This is a genomic window from Ruegeria sp. SATB045, assembly GCF_059613525.1.
In genome coordinates this window covers 68,721-84,542 of sequence record NZ_JBXWSR010000001.1, presented here as the reverse complement: position 1 = coordinate 84,542, position 15,822 = coordinate 68,721, and the positions used below count along the sequence as shown (strand labels likewise).

Sequence of the window (15,822 nt, the reverse complement as noted above, 5' to 3'; positions counted from 1 at the left end):
TCAAATACTGTAATTCCCCCATTTGGGAATCTTTTCCGTTATGTTAGACGTGCGACTCACAGTAACGGAGACCGCCATGGCAGATGCATTCCTGACTCACATCTCGGATACCCTTGCGCAGATCGAATCCGAGGGTCTGTATAAACGCGAACGCATGATCACCTCGCCTCAGGGCGGTGAAATTACGGTGGGCGACCGGCAGGTCATCAACCTGTGCGCCAACAACTATCTGGGTCTGGCCGATCATCCGGCCCTGATCGACGCGGCCATCGGCGCGATGGAGCCCAAAGGGTTCGGCATGGCCTCGGTCCGGTTCATCTGCGGCACGCAGGATATTCATCGCGAGTTGGAGCAGAAGCTGGCGCAATTCCTCAACAAGGATGACGCGATCCTGTTTGCCGCCTGTTTTGACGCCAATGGCGGGCTGTTCGAGCCGCTGCTGGGCCCCGAGGACGCTATTATCTCGGACAGCTTGAACCATGCCTCGATCATCGATGGCGTGCGGCTGTGCAAAGCGAAACGTTACCGCTATGCCAATAATGACATGAGAGAACTGGAAGAGACGCTGAAACACGCCCGCAACGAGGGCGCGCGCCATGTCATGATCGCGACAGACGGCGTGTTCTCCATGGACGGCTATCTGGCGAACCTGCCCGAAATCACACGGCTGGCCAAGGAATACGACGCCATTGTCATGGTGGATGACTGCCACTCGACCGGCTTCATGGGGCCAAACGGGGCGGGTACGCCGGATCATTTCGGTGTCGAGGTGGATATTCTGACGGGAACCTTGGGCAAGGCACTTGGGGGGGCAATCGGCGGTTATATCGCCGGGCCGCAGCCAGTGATCGACCTGCTGCGGCAGCGGGCGCGGCCCTATCTGTTCTCGAACTCGCTGCCGCCGTCGATTGTCGCAGCCGGGCTTGAGGCCATTCGCCTTGTCGAAGAAGGTGCGGACCTGCGTACTCGGCTGTTTGAAAACGCAAATTACTGGCGGGAAGGTCTGGAAAAACTGGGCTTTGACCTGCTGCCCGGCGAACACCCGATCATCCCGGTGATGCTGGGTGAGGCGACGCTGGCGCAGGAGATGGCCAACAGGCTGTTTGACGAGGGTGTCTATGTCTCGGGCTTTTTCTTCCCGGTTGTCCCTCGCGGGCAGGCGCGGATCAGAACCCAGATGAATGCAGCGTTGACCCGCGACGAGTTGGACCGCGCCTTGGCTGCGTTTGGCAAGGTCGGCAAGGAATTGGGAGTGATTTCGTGATCCTGCCCTCAGTAATCGACGCGATTGGGAATACCCCGCTTGTAGACCTGTCGCGGGTTTGTCAGCACCTAGGTCTAGATGGCCGCATTCTGGCCAAGCTGGATTACCTGTTGCCGGGGTTCTCGAAAAAGGACCGCGCCGCAAGGTCAATCATCGAACTGGCCCGCGCAGATGGCACCCTATCAACGGGGCAGACGGTCGTTGAGCTGACCTCGGGCAACATGGGCACCGGGTTGGCGATTGTCTGCGGTATTCTGGGGCATCCTTTTGTTGCGGTGATGAGCGCGGGAAACTCGGTCGAGCGGGCGCGGATGATGCGCGCCCTTGGGGCAGAAGTTGTGATCGTGCCGCAAGCCGAGGGCAGCAAACCCGGCGAGGTTTCGGGCGCGGATTTGGCGTTGGTGGACGAGGCCGCGCAACGCATCACGGCCGAGCGTAACGCCTTCCGGGCCGATCAATTCGGCCATTCCGGCAATCCCAAATCCCACGCAACCGGCACTGGACCCGAAATCTGGGAGCAATCCGGCGGCACCGTCACGGCCTTTTGCGATTTTGCGGGCTCTGGCGGTACTCTGGCCGGGGCCGCCGCCTATCTGACGCCGCATGGCGTACGCTGCTATGCCGTGGAACCCGAAGGCGCACGGGCCATCGCTGGCGAAGCCATCACCAACCCCGATCACCCAATTCAGGGTGGCGGATACGCAATGGGTGATCTGGTTCATCTGAACGGCACCTCTTTGGCAGGGCATCTGTCCGTGTCAGGCGACGCGGCGCGGGATGGGGCGCGGTTACTGGCCCGAACCGAAGGCATTTTCGCGGGCTACTCGGCAGGTGCGAACCTCGCCGGCGCGATCCAGCTGCTGCGCGGCCCGGAAAAGGGCGGCTGCGTTGCGATTGTGATGTGTGACAGCGGGTTGAAATACCTGTCGACCGATTTGTGGGAGTAATCCGATGCGACCCAACACCATGAAAGCGCTTGAGAAATCCAAACCCGAAGAGGGGCTGTGGATGGTACAGGCCCCGGTACCCGAGATCGGCCCGGATGAAGTTCTGATCCGCATCAACAAGACTGGCATCTGCGGCACCGACATTCATATCTGGAACTGGGATGAATGGGCCTCGGCCACGGTGCCGGTTCCTATGATCACTGGCCATGAATTCGCCGGTGAGATCGTGGAATTGGGGCGCAACGTGACCGGTCTGGCAGTCGGTCAAAGATGCTCGGGCGAGGGGCATCTGATCACCAACGACAGTCGCCAAAGCCGCGCGGGCAAGTTCCATCTGGACCCCGGCACGCGCGGAATTGGCGTGAACGAACAGGGTGCCTTTGCCCAATACCTGAAGCTGCCCGCCTTTAACGTGGTGCCGCTGCCCGACGATATCCCGGATGAGATCGGGGCCATCCTCGATCCGTTGGGCAATGCCGTTCACACCGCGCTCAGCTTTGATTTGCTGGGCGAGGATGTTCTGATCACCGGCGCTGGCCCCATCGGCATAATGGCGGCAGCCGTGGCCCGCCATGCCGGTGCACGCCATGTGGTGATCACCGATATCAATCCCGACCGCCTGAAACTGGCCGAGCATGTGGTTCCGCCCGTGCGGAGCGTCGATGTCTCGAATGAAGACCTGCAAGATGTCATCGCGGATCTTGGTATGACGCAGGGGTTCGATGTGGGCCTGGAAATGTCCGGTTCGCAAGCCGCGCTGGACCAGATGGTCGAGGCACTGGTGATGGGCGGCAAGATCGCTCTGCTGGGGATTCCGCCCGGAAAATCCCCTGTGGACTGGTCGCGCATCGTGTTCAAAGCGATCACCATCAAGGGCGTCTATGGCCGTGAGATGTTCGAGACCTGGTACAAGATGATCGCCATGCTGCAGAACGGTCTGGATGTCAGCCGGGTGATTACGCACCAAATGAAAGTCGACGACTTTGCCGACGGCTTCGCCGCGATGAAATCCGGCCAATCGGGCAAGGTGGTGCTAGACTGGACCTGACGCGCTGGATAGTTGCAAAATGACGCCTTAGACAGGTGCGAAATACCGCATCAAGGGGGCGTCATGAGCGACAAGACTGACAGATATCTGGAACGTGGGATCGAAGCATCCCTTGTGACCGATTTCACCCAGACGCACCGCAAGAGCTATGGTGACTTCCTTCAGCTCAAGACGCTGTTGAACCTGCAGAAAACCTTTCAAGACCCGGCCCAACCCGATGAGATGCTTTTCATCATCATCCATCAGGTCAGCGAGTTGTGGCTGAAGCTGATGCACCACCAACTGGTCGAGGTGCGCCACTTTCTGCAACAGGACGACTTCGGCCCGGCAATGAAAAACCTTGACCGGGTGAAGGCAATCCAGCGGCAGTTGATCGCCGCGTGGGAAACCCTGCTGACCATGACCCCGGCCGATTACATGACCTTCCGGCAGGCCCTTGGCAGCTCATCGGGGTTCCAAAGCTATGGCTACCGACAGATCGAGTTCATTCTGGGCAACAAGGACGCCGCGACCCTGAAAGTGCACGCACATGACCCCGAAGTGATGCAGATGCTGACCGCCGCGCTGACCAAACCTTCGCTCTATGACGAAGTGCTGCAGATGATGGCGCGGCAGGGATTTGATGTTCCCGATGACCTGCTGAACCGCGACTATGCGCAGCCCTATTCAGGAGATCTGCGTGTTGTGAAACTGTGGGTGCAAGTGTTCCGCAACACGGACAAGCACTGGGATCTGTATGCGCTGGCCGAAAAACTGATGGATGTGGAATCGCTGTTCCAGCGCTGGCGCTTTGACCATGTCACCGCGGTCGAGCGTGTAATTGGAAACCAACCCGGCACTGGCGGGTCCAGCGGCGTGTCCTTCCTGCGCAAAGCCTTGGATTTGCGGTTCTTTCATGATCTCTACGATGTGCGCACCGAATTGATGTATGCGGATCAGGAGTAGCCCATGCTGTACCGAGGTTTCACCCAGGCCGAACTGGATCAGGAATACTCTCCCCGGTCGATGATCGGCGGCGACTTGACACCCTATCTGAACAGTTACGCCGCGCTCAGTGCGCAGTACCGGGCGCAGATGGATGTGATCGGCAACGTTTCATACGGGGACAGTACCGCACAGGTTCTGGATTTCTTCCCCGCGAAAGGCGCAGGTGCGCCACTGCATGTGTTCATCCACGGAGGATACTGGCAAGCCCTAAGTCAGCGCGAATCGGCAATGATGGCCCCTGCGTTGGTTGAAGCCGAGTACTCCTTTGCGACTCTCAATTACACACTGGCCCCAGATGCGCGGATCGTTGACATGATCGACGAGTGCCGAAACGCCCTGCTTTGGTTAGCCGCCAACGCGCCTGACTTGGGGTTTGATCCGTCACGAGTCACCCTGTCCGGCCACAGTGCAGGGGCGCAACTGGCGAGTATGGTCATGGCGACCTCAGCCGATGCGCTGGCCCGCGCGGGGCTGCGGGTGCGCGACGTGATCCTGATCAGCGGCGTCTATGATCTGGAACCGATCAGTCTAACGCCTGTGAACGAACCCTTACAACTGACGCCAGTTGAGGTGCACGACCTGTCGCCCATCCGACACCTCCCGGCCCCCGGCCCCCGCTATCGCGTGACCGTGGGTGAGCGCGACACACCCGAATTCATCCGTCAAAGCCGAGACTATGCCGAGTTGCTTCGAAAGGCCGGGCATTCGGTCAGCTTCGATCTGCAAAACGGGGTGCAGCATTTTGACATCATCATGCATCCGGCGACGTTCTTGGCAGCACCGCGTTAGGGATACGGTCGGGGTTTGGGATAAATTCGGTAACTATCTGCCTTGCCCTGACGTGCTGATCACGGCTGTTTTCCCTATTGCGACGCTGTTGGGTCTTTCATACCGATCGTTATATTCAACGACGACCGTGCCCAAGGGGTCTGGATGCCATCCGTTTCACTGATCACATCCGTGCGCACCTCTTCGAACATCTGTTCCAAAGGCCGGCCCGAGGTTCTGATGGCACGCGCAATCGCGGCGGTGTAAGGGCTGTTTGTTCCGGTCCCGTCCAAGGCAACTTCGCCGGGCCCTGTCGCATACGCGATCAGATTGTTGGTGCGCGCAGTCATACGTGCAAGCCCGTCACCTACATCCAGATTCACGTCCGCTTTGCCACCAAATGGATTGTCGCGACAGGCATCCAAAATCATAACGCTAACCGCCTGTGGTGTATGAATGCGGTCCAGAACCCATTCTGCCGGAACAGCTTGACCTGCAATGTCGGCCTCGGACCGAATGTTTACATCAAGGGGAAGAAGATAGTTGAAACCATCACTGCGTACGCCGTGCCCCGCGAAGTAGAACACAGCCAGCGCCTCGGAACCCGCCGCACGTACCTTGCTGGCAAACGTATCAACTTCACCCGTCATCTCATCAAGGCTCCCATCCGTCAGCGTCGTGACCTCAAATCCTGCGCCCCGTAACTCATCGCTCATCAGGCGCGCATCGTTCACAGGATTATCAAGCGCCGGGACACTTGTGTAACCGGCATTGCCGATCACCAAAGCAAACCGTTCGTGCGCAGCAGACGGCCCAACGGACAGCGCGATGAAGAAGAGGAATACCGCAAGAAAACGCATCAATTGAATCTCCGAGTTATATCAAACCAAAGACGTCAACCGATCTCTTCCCGGCCGATAGCAGTTGCACGTTCTCGGTCTTTACGCGTAACAAATCAGACCCAGGCATCCAGTGTCTATATGTTTAGGACAACTATGCCTCGCCCTGTCGAATTCAGGTGAGTGTTGATTGGAACGAGACCAAGGATGCTTTGCTTGAGTGCACTAAATGTACCCAGAAAGCCCCGAATTTCGTCGCTGTAACCCCCCAAAAGAAAAACAGCGGCCCAAAGGACCGCTGTTTTCTGATTTCTTTACCGTAGCGGATCAATCTAGCGTCCGCGTGACCTCTTCGCGCTCGAAGATTTCGATCACGTCGCCCGCGCGGATATCGTCGTAGTTTTCGAACGCCATACCGCATTCCTGACCCGACTGAACCTCGGCCACTTCGTCTTTGAAGCGCTTGAGCGTCTTCAGCGTGCCTTCGTGAATCACCACGTTGTCGCGCAGCAGGCGGACGCCCGCGGAACGACGGGCCACACCCTCGGTGACCAGACAGCCAGCAACCTTGCCGACGCCGGTGACCTTGAAGACTTCGCGGATCTCGGCATAACCGATGAACTTTTCGCGGATCTCGGCGCTCAGCAGGCCCGAGGCTGCCGCTTTCACGTCATCCACGAGGTCATAGATCACCGAGTAATAGCGGATTTCCACACCCTTCTGGTTCGCAGTGTTCCGCGCCGAGGCGTTCGCACGGACGTTGAAGCCGAGGATAGGTGCACCGGATGCTTCGGCAAGGCCGACATCAGTCTCGGTAATCGCACCAACGCCAGAATGCAGCACGCGCACGCGTACCTCATCGTTGCCGATTTTCTCCATCGCCTGAACGATGGCCTCAGCCGAGCCCTGAACGTCTGCTTTCATCAGAATTGGCAGTTCGTTGACGTTCTCGTCTTCCTTGGCCTTCTGCATCAGCTGCTCAAGGGTCGTTGCAGCGCCAGCGGCAGCACGTTTGTCCTTGGCGGCCTGTTCGCGGTATTCGGCGATCTCACGGGCTTGTGCTTCGGTCTCGGTCACGTTCAGAACGTCGCCCGCTTCGGGTGTGCCGTTCAGACCCAGAACCTCGACCGGAACCGAGGGGCCAGCTTCCTTCACGCGGTCGCCCTTGTCGTTGATCAGCGCACGGACCTTACCGTATTGCTCACCCACAACGAAGATATCGCCCTGACGCAGCGTGCCGGTCTGAACCAGAACGGTGGCGACGGGGCCACGGCCCACGTCCAGCTGCGCCTCGATCACGGCACCTTGGGCGGCGCGGTCGGGGTTGGCTTTCAGCTCCAGAATCTCGGATTGCAGCGCGATGGCCTCCAGCAGCTCATCCAGACCCTGACCGGTGATAGCAGAGACTTCAACGTCCTGAACCTCACCTGACATTTTCTCGACGATCACTTCATGCTGCAGCAGATCGGTACGCACCTTGTCCGGATTCGCATCTGGCTTGTCGACCTTGTTGATCGCCACGATCATCGGCACGCCGGCCGCTTTGGCGTGGTTGATCGCCTCGATCGTCTGGGGCATCACGGCGTCATCCGCCGCAACCACCAGAACCACGATATCCGTGACCTGAGCACCGCGCGAGCGCATCGATGTAAACGCTGCGTGGCCCGGAGTGTCCAGGAAGGTCAGCGTGGTGCCGCCTTCGGTTTTCACCTGATAGGCGCCGATATGCTGGGTAATGCCCCCGGCCTCACCGGCAACAACGCGCGCGTCGCGGATTGCGTCCAACAGCGAGGTCTTACCGTGGTCAACGTGACCCATGATGGTGATGACCGGCGGACGCGGCTGCAGATCGTCTTCGCTGTCTTCGACCTCTTTGATGACGTCTTCCACGTCTGAGTCCGAAACACGTGTGACCTTGTGGCCAAATTCTTCGATGATCAGTTCCGCAGTGTCAGCGTCGATGGTCTGGTTCTGCGTGACCATCATGCCCATCTGCATCAGCGATTTGACAACGTCAGCCACACGCTCGGCCATACGGTTGGCCAGTTCCGAGACCATGATCGCCTCGGGCAACTGAACGTCGCGGATCACCTTTTCACGTTCAACCGAACCACCCATGGCTTTCTGACGCGCGCGCTCTTGCTTGCGCTTCATCGCAGCCATCGAGCGTTGGCGGTTGCCCTCGCCACCAGTGGCCTGACCCAGTGTCAGCTTGCCCGAACGGCGGTTGTCGTCGCGGCCTTTGCCACGACCACGCTGATCACGCTCGCGGTCCTGCTTGCGCGGAGCAGCCGCAGGCGCAGGCTTGCTGGCCGGGCTGCGGGCCGCTTTAGGCTCTTCCGGGGCCGGGGCGGCAGCCGCGCGTTTGGCAGCTTCTTCTGCCTCTTTGCGCTTGCGCTCTTCCTCTTCGGCCTTGGCGCGGGCTTTCTCTTCGGCCTCGCGCTGTTCGCGTTCCTTGGCTTCCTGCTCGGCACGGCGACGGGCGCGTTCTTCTTCACGCGCTCTTTCAGCAGCCTCGCGGGCGGCGGCCTCTTCGGCCTCGCGCGCCTTGGCGGCCTGCAGCGCCTTCATCCGGCGTGCCATTTCGGCGTCGGAGATCCCGGCAGGACGGCGCGACGGATCGCCCGAGGGCGTTGCTCCGCCACCCGGCTTTCCGGCACCCGGCTTGGGGACCACCACGCGTTTGCGTTTGGTTTCCACCACGACATTCTTGGTGCGTCCGTGGCTGAAACTCTGTTTCACATTTCCGGGGCGTGCCCCGCCACGAAGACCCAATGTCTTTTTGCCGTCACTATCGCTCATAAAGCTTCTTACCCTTCCGTGCGGCCCTTGCCGCCGTCATCCGTTTCGCGCAAGCCACGCAGGCGCTGCGCTTCCTCTACAACACGTTTGGCGAGTCCGCCAGAGGCCAGCGCCGCATGAATCACGGTTTGGCGCCCAAATGCCGCCCCCAACTCGTGCGCTGTCAGCCATCCGATGTATTTTCCGAAGTGCGGCGTGCTGAGTTTCGACTTGCCGCGCCCCGATCCATCGCTGGCCTGAATCAGTACCTGAGCCTCTTCCCGGTCCAGCCACGTCTTGACCTTTTCATACCCAGCGACCGCGTCACCGGACTTGCGCGCCAGGCTAATCAACTCGATCACCCGCCGCGCGACTTGCTTTTCAACCTCATCCGCCAAGTCCGTTTGCGCAGTCGCCTGCGTCTTGAACCCGCGCGAGAACAGCTTTTTGCCAACGGCCTTGTCCAGCGCGGCGCGATCCGCCGCCACATAGACCCCGCGCCCCGGCAATTTCGCCGCAACATCGGCAAAGACCTGACCGTCCGGACCCATTACAAAGCGGATCAGTCCATATTTGGGCTGAACCTCGCCCGTGGCGATGCACTTGCGTTCGGGTCCGTCCGACCGATCCTTATGGACGCCACCGCGACCCATGTCAGCAACCCCGAGGCCCTGAGATCAGGCCTCGGCCTCCTCTTCGACTTCGGCTTCTTCGTCCGCCTGCTCCAGCTCGGCCGGATCAACCCAGCCCAGCATGATGCGTGCCGTCATGACCAAATCCTGTGCCTCTTCCAGCGTCACGCCGAAAGGCTCAAGTACACCATCATCCTTGATACGCTCGCCGTCGACTGTGGTCCAGCCACCGGCCAGTTCCCAGTCGGCGCAGGTGGCGAAGTCTTCCAGCGTCTTCACGTCATCCTTGGCCAGCGCCTCTACCATCTGGGGTGTGAGGCCTTCGAATTCAATAAGGCTGTCCTCAGCGCCAAGCGCGCGAGCGGCATCCAGGGCCGCCTTGGCCTGTGCTTCCAGGAATTCACGCGCGCGGGTCTGCAATTCCTGCGCGGTGCCTTCATCGACGCCGTCGATCACCAGCAGCTCGTCGATCTCGACATAGGCGACCTCTTCAAGGTTCGTAAAGCCTTCGGAAACCAGCAATTGCGCGAAGAATTCATCCAGATCCAGCGTCTCCATGAACAGCTGGGTGCGGGCTTCGAATTCCTTCTGGCGACGTGCCGATTCTTCGGCCTCGGTCATGATGTCGATGTCCAGATTGGTCAGCTGGCTGGCCAGACGCACGTTCTGTCCGCGGCGGCCGATTGCCAGCGAGAGCTGCTCCTCAGGCACCACAACTTCGATTTTACCGGCTTCTTCGTCCAGAACCACCTTAGAAACTTCGGCAGGCTGAAGCGCGTTCACAAGGAAGGTCGGCTGATCTTCGTTCCACGGGATGATGTCGATCTTTTCACCCTGCAGCTCGTTCACAACCGCCTGCACACGGCTGCCGCGCATACCAACGCAGGCACCCACAGGGTCGATCGAGCCGTCATAAGAGATCACGGCGATCTTGGCGCGCGAACCGGGGTCGCGGGCCACGGCCTTAACCTCGATGATGCCGTCATAAATCTCCGGCACTTCCATCTTGAACAGCTCGGCCATGAATTCCGGTGCGGTGCGCGACAGGAATATCTGGTGACCACGAACCTCGCGGCGAACCTCTTTGATGTAGGCGCGCACGCGGTCGTTGGGGCGATAGCTTTCGCGGCCGATCTTGTCATTGCGGCGCAGAACAGCCTCGGCACCGCCTAAATCGACGATGACATTGCCAAATTCTTCGCGCTTGACCGCACCGTTGATGATGGTGCCTGCGCGATCCTTGAACTCTTCGTACTGACGATCACGTTCCGCTTCGCGGACCTTCTGCAGGATCACCTGCTTGGCCGATTGCGCCGCGATCCGGCCCATTTCGACCGGCGGCACTTCTTCGACGAAAACGTCACCGACCTCAGGGTTTTCCATATACTGCTTGGCCTGCTCGACGGTGAACTCGGCCTGATAGTTCTCAAGCTCTTCATCCTCAACCACGGTGCGGACGCGGGTAAAGGTCGCCTTGCCGGTCTTGCGGTCGATGGACACGCGGATGTCCATCTCGGCGCCGTAGCGGCTCTTGGCGGCACGGGCGAGCGATTCTTCCATCGCTTCGACAACCAGACCGGGGTCGATCATCTTTTCGCGGGCCACGGCCTCGGCGGTCTGCAGCAGCTCCAGCTGGTTGGCTGAGGTGATTGCCATCAGTTCGTCTCCTCTTCGGACCCTTCGGTCTCAATCTCGTCGAAAGCGTTTTCGTTCAGGGCACCGGCGTCTTTGCGCTGGCGCAGCATTTCCTTGATCAGGTCATCGGTCAAAACCAGCTTGGCGTCGCTCAACCAGTCGAATTGCAGACCGATTGTGATCGTCTCAGACCCTTCGGGGATGTTGATCAGAACCTCATCCCCTTCGATCCCGGCCAATTCGCCCTTAAAGCGGCGACGGCCGTCGATCAGCTCGGCGGTTTCGATCTTGGCCTCATAGCCTTCGAACATCTCAAAATCCTTGAGACGGGTCAGAGGCCGGTCGATACCGGGGCTCGACACCTCAAGCGTATAGGCGTCCAGAATCGGGTCCTCGACATCCAGCGAAGCGCTGACGGCGTTGGAAATCTCGGCGCAGTCATCCACTTCGATGCCGCCATCGGGCTTATCGGCCATGATCTGCAGCGTGGTGGTCTTGCCGCTCATCAGGCGGATACGGACAAGCTCATACCCCAGATCCTCGATCACGGGGGTGATGATCTCGGCCAGTCGCCGGTCGATGGCTGCTTTGGCTATTAGGTCGTTTGTCATTCAGGTCTCTACCCTTCAATCGGGCACAAAAAAACGGGCGCGCGGCCCGTCGTATTTTCCGGTGGAGCCTTGGACCAGAAGTCCAACGCGCCGCTGTTGCAACTGCATATACGCAGGAGTTGCCGAGTCTGCAACCCCCGGCGTGAAACGTGATCAGGTCAGGCCAGCCACCACCGTTCTGCAATGCGCCCATCGTCCAGCGCACGCCCCCCGATCTGGCGCGGCATTCCCACCTGTCCGGCCACGGCCAGCGCCATGTCGTCCTGACTGGGGTGGTACCGCAGGCCGCGCTGATCCTTCAGGTCATCGCTGTCGGGCAGCGCCGCCACGTCCACATAACCGTCACGCAACGCCTCGGCCCGAACTTTGGCGTCAGGGATCACAATAACCTCAAGCGCATCGGCCCAACCGGCCTGTCCGTCCTTATAGTGGTCCGACACCCGGCGGCCAAGAAAATGCCGATCATCCTCGGCCCGTTCCACCCGGTAGCATCCTGTGCCATTGGCGGTGCGCAAAGGCGTCACGCCCTGCCCATCGCGCGTGATGACGAACCGCGTATCGGCCAACAGGAAAGGCAGGCCGGGATTCGCCTCGGCCAGCTCCAGCCGCACCGAATTCGGCGTCAGAGCTTCGGCCCGTCCGACCTGTTGCAGCACCGACACCACATCCGCCACATTCAGCGCCGCACCGTCATGAAATGCCACATCAGCCCGCAGATCAAAGCTCCAGACCCGCGCATCCGCATCCGTGTGCCACCCGGTCGCCAATTCGCCGCGCAGGGTGCCATCGGGCGCAATCTCGGTCAGGGTATCAAAGACGGCCCCGCGCGCCACCTGTTCCAAACTGTCATCGCGCGGTACGGACAGTCGCAGCGTCCCGCCCTTTTTGGGCGTATCCGCCAGCGAGGCCCCTGTGGCCGCCAGCAATGCCGCCGCAGCACCCGAGGCGAATAAAGCACGACGGTCCATCCGGGTCATGCGATGCCCTCCGCTACACGGTCCATGATCCGCACCAGCTCGGCGCTGATGCCGGGTTCGGACAAGGCATGACCTGCTTGGCGCACCATCTTGAGCTCGGCATTGGGCCAGCGTTCGGCCAAAGACCAAGCGGCCTGCGGCGGGCAGATCATGTCATAGCGCCCCTGCACGATATGGCCGGGGATATGGGCGATCCGATCCATCTGATCCAGAATCTGCCCGTCTTTCTCAAGGAAAGCCCCATGGGTGAAATAGTGATTCTCAAGCCGCGCAAAGGCGCGCGCGTATTCTCCGGGGCTTTCGCCGGTGGACCCGTGCGAATGAATCGACGCCAGCGCATTTTCCCACGCCGACCAAGCCCGCGCATACAGGATTTCCGTCGCACGATCGCCCGAGAATAGGCGTTTGTGATAGGCACCTATAGTGTCCGACAACTCATCCTCGGTCAACAGAGCGGTGAATTTCGCCCATTGCTCGGGCCAGAACTTGCCCGCGCCGCCGCCATAGAACCAATCCAGCTCGGCCTGCGTCGCCAGAAACACACCGCGCAGCACCAGCCGGTTCACCCGGTCCGGATGCGCCTGCGCATAGACCAACGCCAGCGTCGCGCCCCAGCTGCCGCCAAACACCGTCCAGTCGTCGATATCCAGCAACGTCCGCAGACGCTCGATGTCATCCACCAGATCCCACGTCGTGTTGTCCACCACCGAGGCATGCGGCCGCGACCGCCCGCACCCGCGCTGATCAAACAGAATCACCCGAAACACACGCGGATCGAAATAGCGCCGCATCGCCGGGCTACACCCGCCACCGGGGCCGCCATGCAGGATCACAACTGGCAGCCCTTCGGGATTGCCGCATTGCTCCATATAAATACGGTGCCCGTCGCCCACATCGACCATCCGCTGATCGAACGGGTCGATCGGCGGGTACAGATATTGAACTGCGCGCTTTTGGTCCGGGTACTTATCCATTAGGGCCCTATATAGTCTTTAAACGTAAAAGAGCACACGGAGACAGGAATGCAAGCGCATCCGAACACGGTGGACCCGTCCGAGATCGCAAAATTCGAGGCGATGGCCGCAGAATGGTGGGACCCCCATGGGAAATTCAAACCCTTGCACATGCTCAATCCGTGCCGTCTGGACTATATCACACAGCAGATTGCGGGTGAATTTGACCGCGATCTGACGGCTACGAAACCTTTCGAGGGCCTGCGCCTGCTTGATATCGGTTGCGGCGGCGGGCTGCTGAGCGAACCGATGGCGCGTCTGGGCGCGACGGTCGTGGGCGCAGACGCCGCCGAGCGCAATCTACCCGTCGCCCGCATTCATGCCGAGCAGTCGGGGCTTGAGATCGATTATCGCCACACCACCGCCGAGGACATGGCCGCTGCGGGCGAGCAATTCGACGTGGTGCTGAATATGGAGGTGGTCGAACACGTGGCCGACCCTCTGGGTTATCTCACCGCAACACAACAGTTGCTGAAACCCGGCGGGTTGCAGGTATGTTCGACCATAAACCGCAACCCAAAATCCTATGCGATGGCCATCTTCGGGGCCGAAGTCGTCATGCGCTGGCTGCCGCGCGGCACGCATGAGTGGAACAAGTTCATCACCCCCGATGAGCTGTTCGACCTGCTGCGCCAAGCCGGGCTGGAGCCAGTGGACCGCAAGGGGTTCGTCTTCAACCCTATCCTGTGGAGCTGGTCGATCTCGGACCGCGATCTAAGCGTGAATTTTGTGACGGCGAGTGTGAAGCCGGGGTGAGGCTACTCCCCCTCCAACTGCAACCTCAAATCCCGCAGAACAGGCAACGTGCTGCGCACCCGCTCCAACCCTAACTCTCCGACCACGCGGTTGATTAGCGGCGCAATCGAGGAAATCGCCTGATCGCGGGCGCGGCGACCGGCTGGGCTGATGGCGACCATCTTGCGGCGAGCGTCGTCCCAGTCGGGGCGGATGTGGATGTATCCGGCCCATTCCAACTTGGCCAAAGTGTTGGTCATCGCCCCACGCGTCACATGGAAGGTGCTGGCCAGTTGCGCCGGTGTGCGTTCATCGCCGACAAACACCAGATGGTTCAGCACCGAGAAATGCGAGATTTCCATGCCCTTGGGCAGCACCCGGCTTAGTCGGTTGCGCAATAGCTGGTCGGCGGTCAGGATCTCGCTGAACAGCGTGACCGCAAGGGCATTGGTGTCGTCCGTCATTGGGTCCGGCTCTGGATCAGGGGCCGTCAAAAGCCCGCAGGTGCGTCAATGAGGGCACGCGGCGGCGCGCCTCTGTCACAGAACTATCATCCAAATCGAAAATGTGAATGCCCGGATCGGTGCCTGCGTCGATGACGACCTCTCCCCATGGGGCCACAACCATGCTGTGACCGTGGGTGTGGCGGGTCTTGCCACGGGTTTTCGGATGCGCGCCGGTTTGCGCCGGGGCCAGTACCCAGGCTCCGTTTTCAATCGCCCGTGCGCGCAGCAGCGATTCCCAGTGCGCCTTGCCGGTGACCGGCGAAAATGCCGCCGGAACGGTCAGAATCCGCGCCCCGCTCTGCGCCAAGGCGGCAAACAGATGCGGAAAGCGTATGTCGTAGCAGATGGCCATGCCGACCTTGCCGAAATCGGTCTGCGCAATCACCGCCCGGTCGCCGGGGCGGTAGTTTTTCGATTCGCGGAAGGTCTCGGAGTCTGAGACCTGCACGTCGAACATATGGATCTTGTCATAGCGCGCCACGATCTGCCCTTGCGGGTCGATCATGTAGGATCGGTTGGCAAAGCGCCCATCGGCGTCATGCATCTTGATCCCAAGCGAGCCGATCAGCAGCCAAACGCCCAGCGCGGCGGCCTGATCGCGCAGGCCCGCCAGCGTCTGGTCGTCTTCCTCGTGCTGCAGAACCTCGCGCTGGCGCGTGGTGGAATTAGACACACAATTCGTCACCTCGGGCGTCAGAATGAACTGCGCGCCCTGCCCGGCAGCCTCGGCCATCAGGGCGCGCACCATGTTCAGATTATAAGACGGATCATCCGACGAGGTGATCTGCAGCAGCGCAGTCTTCATGCCGCCAGCAGACGGTCCAGCTTGCCCTGACGGTCCAGCTCGTACAGGTCATCGCAGCCACCCACGTGCTGGGTGCCTATGAAGATTTGCGGCACGGTGCGTTTGCCGCCCGCACGTTTGATCATCTCGGGCTTGCGCTTGGGGTGCATCAGAACGTCGACCTCTTTGAACTCGACGCCTTTCTGTTTCAGCAGGCGTTTGGCGGCGTGGCAGAAGCCGCACAGAGGCGATGTGTAAATCTCAACCGGTTTCATAAGTCGTCCCTTCGGGTTTC

General features: G+C 60.3%; 16 protein-coding genes. 6 read left to right on the top strand and 10 right to left on the bottom strand.

All coding sequences use genetic code 11. The features are described 5' to 3' along the window. The first annotated feature begins 76 nt into the window (after positions 1-76). The 5 genes from AC2FNR_RS00470 to AC2FNR_RS00450 all read left to right on the top strand — a co-directional run bounded on the left by AC2FNR_RS00470 (position 77) and on the right by AC2FNR_RS00450 (position 5,035). Complete coding sequence (locus AC2FNR_RS00470) at positions 77-1,264, top strand: glycine C-acetyltransferase (protein ID WP_496847617.1); 1,188 nt, start codon at positions 77-79, stop codon at positions 1,262-1,264. Then, on the top strand, positions 1,261-2,211 hold the full coding sequence (locus AC2FNR_RS00465) for a PLP-dependent cysteine synthase family protein (RefSeq protein ID WP_496847616.1): 951 nt from the start codon (positions 1,261-1,263) through the stop codon (positions 2,209-2,211). Before AC2FNR_RS00470 ends, AC2FNR_RS00465 begins: the two co-directional genes overlap by 4 nt. Positions 2,212-2,230: 19 nt before the next feature. Further along, positions 2,231-3,259, top strand: a complete 1,029-nt coding sequence (tdh, locus tag AC2FNR_RS00460; RefSeq protein ID WP_496847629.1) for an L-threonine 3-dehydrogenase — start codon at positions 2,231-2,233, stop codon at positions 3,257-3,259. Between the two features lie 63 nt (positions 3,260-3,322). After that, the gene (locus AC2FNR_RS00455; protein WP_496847615.1) at positions 3,323-4,204 is read left to right on the top strand and encodes a tryptophan 2,3-dioxygenase; all 882 of its coding nucleotides are present in this window, start codon (positions 3,323-3,325) and stop codon (positions 4,202-4,204) included. 3 nt (positions 4,205-4,207) lie between these two features. Continuing rightward, positions 4,208-5,035, top strand: a complete 828-nt coding sequence (locus tag AC2FNR_RS00450; RefSeq protein ID WP_496847614.1) for an alpha/beta hydrolase — start codon at positions 4,208-4,210, stop codon at positions 5,033-5,035. A gap of 74 nt (positions 5,036-5,109) precedes the next feature. Here AC2FNR_RS00450 and AC2FNR_RS00445 read toward each other — a convergent pair whose 3' ends face one another. From AC2FNR_RS00445 to pip, 7 genes are all read right to left on the bottom strand, one after another. After that, positions 5,110-5,874: a caspase family protein gene (locus tag AC2FNR_RS00445; RefSeq protein WP_496847613.1), complete on the bottom strand. Its 765-nt coding sequence runs from the start codon at positions 5,872-5,874 to the stop codon at positions 5,110-5,112. 306 nt (positions 5,875-6,180) lie between these two features. Beyond that, the gene (gene infB / locus AC2FNR_RS00440) at positions 6,181-8,655 is read right to left on the bottom strand and encodes a translation initiation factor IF-2 (RefSeq protein WP_170353757.1); all 2,475 of its coding nucleotides are present in this window, start codon (positions 8,653-8,655) and stop codon (positions 6,181-6,183) included. 8 nt (positions 8,656-8,663) lie between these two features. Then, positions 8,664-9,287 (bottom strand): RNA-binding protein, encoded by a 624-nt coding sequence (locus AC2FNR_RS00435; RefSeq protein ID WP_496847612.1) that lies wholly within the window; start codon positions 9,285-9,287, stop codon positions 8,664-8,666. A gap of 24 nt (positions 9,288-9,311) precedes the next feature. Next, positions 9,312-10,922, bottom strand: a complete 1,611-nt coding sequence (nusA, locus tag AC2FNR_RS00430; protein ID WP_170755387.1) for a transcription termination factor NusA — start codon at positions 10,920-10,922, stop codon at positions 9,312-9,314. Then, the gene (gene rimP / locus AC2FNR_RS00425; protein WP_170353760.1) at positions 10,922-11,512 is read right to left on the bottom strand and encodes a ribosome maturation factor RimP; all 591 of its coding nucleotides are present in this window, start codon (positions 11,510-11,512) and stop codon (positions 10,922-10,924) included. The genes nusA and rimP overlap by 1 nt, the downstream gene beginning before the upstream one ends. Before the next feature lie 158 nt (positions 11,513-11,670). After that, positions 11,671-12,489, bottom strand: a complete 819-nt coding sequence (locus AC2FNR_RS00420) for an ABC transporter substrate-binding protein (RefSeq protein ID WP_496847611.1) — start codon at positions 12,487-12,489, stop codon at positions 11,671-11,673. Then, positions 12,486-13,463 (bottom strand): prolyl aminopeptidase, encoded by a 978-nt coding sequence (pip, locus tag AC2FNR_RS00415; protein WP_170755384.1) that lies wholly within the window; start codon positions 13,461-13,463, stop codon positions 12,486-12,488. The genes AC2FNR_RS00420 and pip overlap by 4 nt, the downstream gene beginning before the upstream one ends. Before the next feature lie 48 nt (positions 13,464-13,511). On the opposite strand from pip, the gene ubiG reads away from it, so the two are divergent. Further along, entirely contained in the window at positions 13,512-14,258 is a 747-nt protein-coding gene (gene ubiG / locus AC2FNR_RS00410) for a bifunctional 2-polyprenyl-6-hydroxyphenol methylase/3-demethylubiquinol 3-O-methyltransferase UbiG (protein WP_496847609.1), read from the top strand. Between the two features lie 2 nt (positions 14,259-14,260). Here the strand turns inward: ubiG and AC2FNR_RS00405 are convergent, their stop codons facing one another. The 3 genes from AC2FNR_RS00405 to grxC are packed head-to-tail and all read right to left on the bottom strand — an operon-like array spanning position 14,261 to position 15,802. Then, on the bottom strand, positions 14,261-14,701 hold the full coding sequence (locus AC2FNR_RS00405; RefSeq protein ID WP_170353764.1) for a MarR family winged helix-turn-helix transcriptional regulator: 441 nt from the start codon (positions 14,699-14,701) through the stop codon (positions 14,261-14,263). Positions 14,702-14,717: 16 nt separating this feature from the next. Beyond that, entirely contained in the window at positions 14,718-15,548 is an 831-nt protein-coding gene (locus AC2FNR_RS00400) for a carbon-nitrogen hydrolase family protein (protein WP_496847606.1), read from the bottom strand. Then, on the bottom strand, positions 15,545-15,802 hold the full coding sequence (gene grxC / locus AC2FNR_RS00395) for a glutaredoxin 3 (protein ID WP_170353766.1): 258 nt from the start codon (positions 15,800-15,802) through the stop codon (positions 15,545-15,547). Before grxC ends, AC2FNR_RS00400 begins: the two co-directional genes overlap by 4 nt. Positions 15,803-15,822: the final 20 nt, after the last annotated feature.

What these genes read in the sequence shown, in the direction of transcription:
- rimP (WP_170353760.1), bottom strand. Translation starts at nt 11,512, where the DNA reads ATGACAAACGACCTAATAGCCAAAGCAGCCATCGACCGGCGACTGGCC.
- grxC (WP_170353766.1), bottom strand. Translation starts at nt 15,802, where the DNA reads ATGAAACCGGTTGAGATTTACACATCGCCTCTGTGCGGCTTCTGCCAC.
- infB (WP_170353757.1), bottom strand. Translation starts at nt 8,655, where the DNA reads ATGAGCGATAGTGACGGCAAAAAGACATTGGGTCTTCGTGGCGGGGCA.
- AC2FNR_RS00455 (WP_496847615.1), top strand. Translation starts at nt 3,323, where the DNA reads ATGAGCGACAAGACTGACAGATATCTGGAACGTGGGATCGAAGCATCC.
- tdh (WP_496847629.1), top strand. Translation starts at nt 2,231, where the DNA reads ATGAAAGCGCTTGAGAAATCCAAACCCGAAGAGGGGCTGTGGATGGTA.
- ubiG (WP_496847609.1), top strand. Translation starts at nt 13,512, where the DNA reads ATGCAAGCGCATCCGAACACGGTGGACCCGTCCGAGATCGCAAAATTC.
- AC2FNR_RS00470 (WP_496847617.1), top strand. Translation starts at nt 77, where the DNA reads ATGGCAGATGCATTCCTGACTCACATCTCGGATACCCTTGCGCAGATC.
- AC2FNR_RS00400 (WP_496847606.1), bottom strand. Translation starts at nt 15,548, where the DNA reads ATGAAGACTGCGCTGCTGCAGATCACCTCGTCGGATGATCCGTCTTAT.
- nusA (WP_170755387.1), bottom strand. Translation starts at nt 10,922, where the DNA reads ATGGCAATCACCTCAGCCAACCAGCTGGAGCTGCTGCAGACCGCCGAG.
- AC2FNR_RS00420 (WP_496847611.1), bottom strand. Translation starts at nt 12,489, where the DNA reads ATGACCCGGATGGACCGTCGTGCTTTATTCGCCTCGGGTGCTGCGGCG.
- pip (WP_170755384.1), bottom strand. Translation starts at nt 13,463, where the DNA reads ATGGATAAGTACCCGGACCAAAAGCGCGCAGTTCAATATCTGTACCCG.
- AC2FNR_RS00450 (WP_496847614.1), top strand. Translation starts at nt 4,208, where the DNA reads ATGCTGTACCGAGGTTTCACCCAGGCCGAACTGGATCAGGAATACTCT.
- AC2FNR_RS00435 (WP_496847612.1), bottom strand. Translation starts at nt 9,287, where the DNA reads ATGGGTCGCGGTGGCGTCCATAAGGATCGGTCGGACGGACCCGAACGC.
- AC2FNR_RS00445 (WP_496847613.1), bottom strand. Translation starts at nt 5,874, where the DNA reads ATGCGTTTTCTTGCGGTATTCCTCTTCTTCATCGCGCTGTCCGTTGGG.
- AC2FNR_RS00405 (WP_170353764.1), bottom strand. Translation starts at nt 14,701, where the DNA reads ATGACGGACGACACCAATGCCCTTGCGGTCACGCTGTTCAGCGAGATC.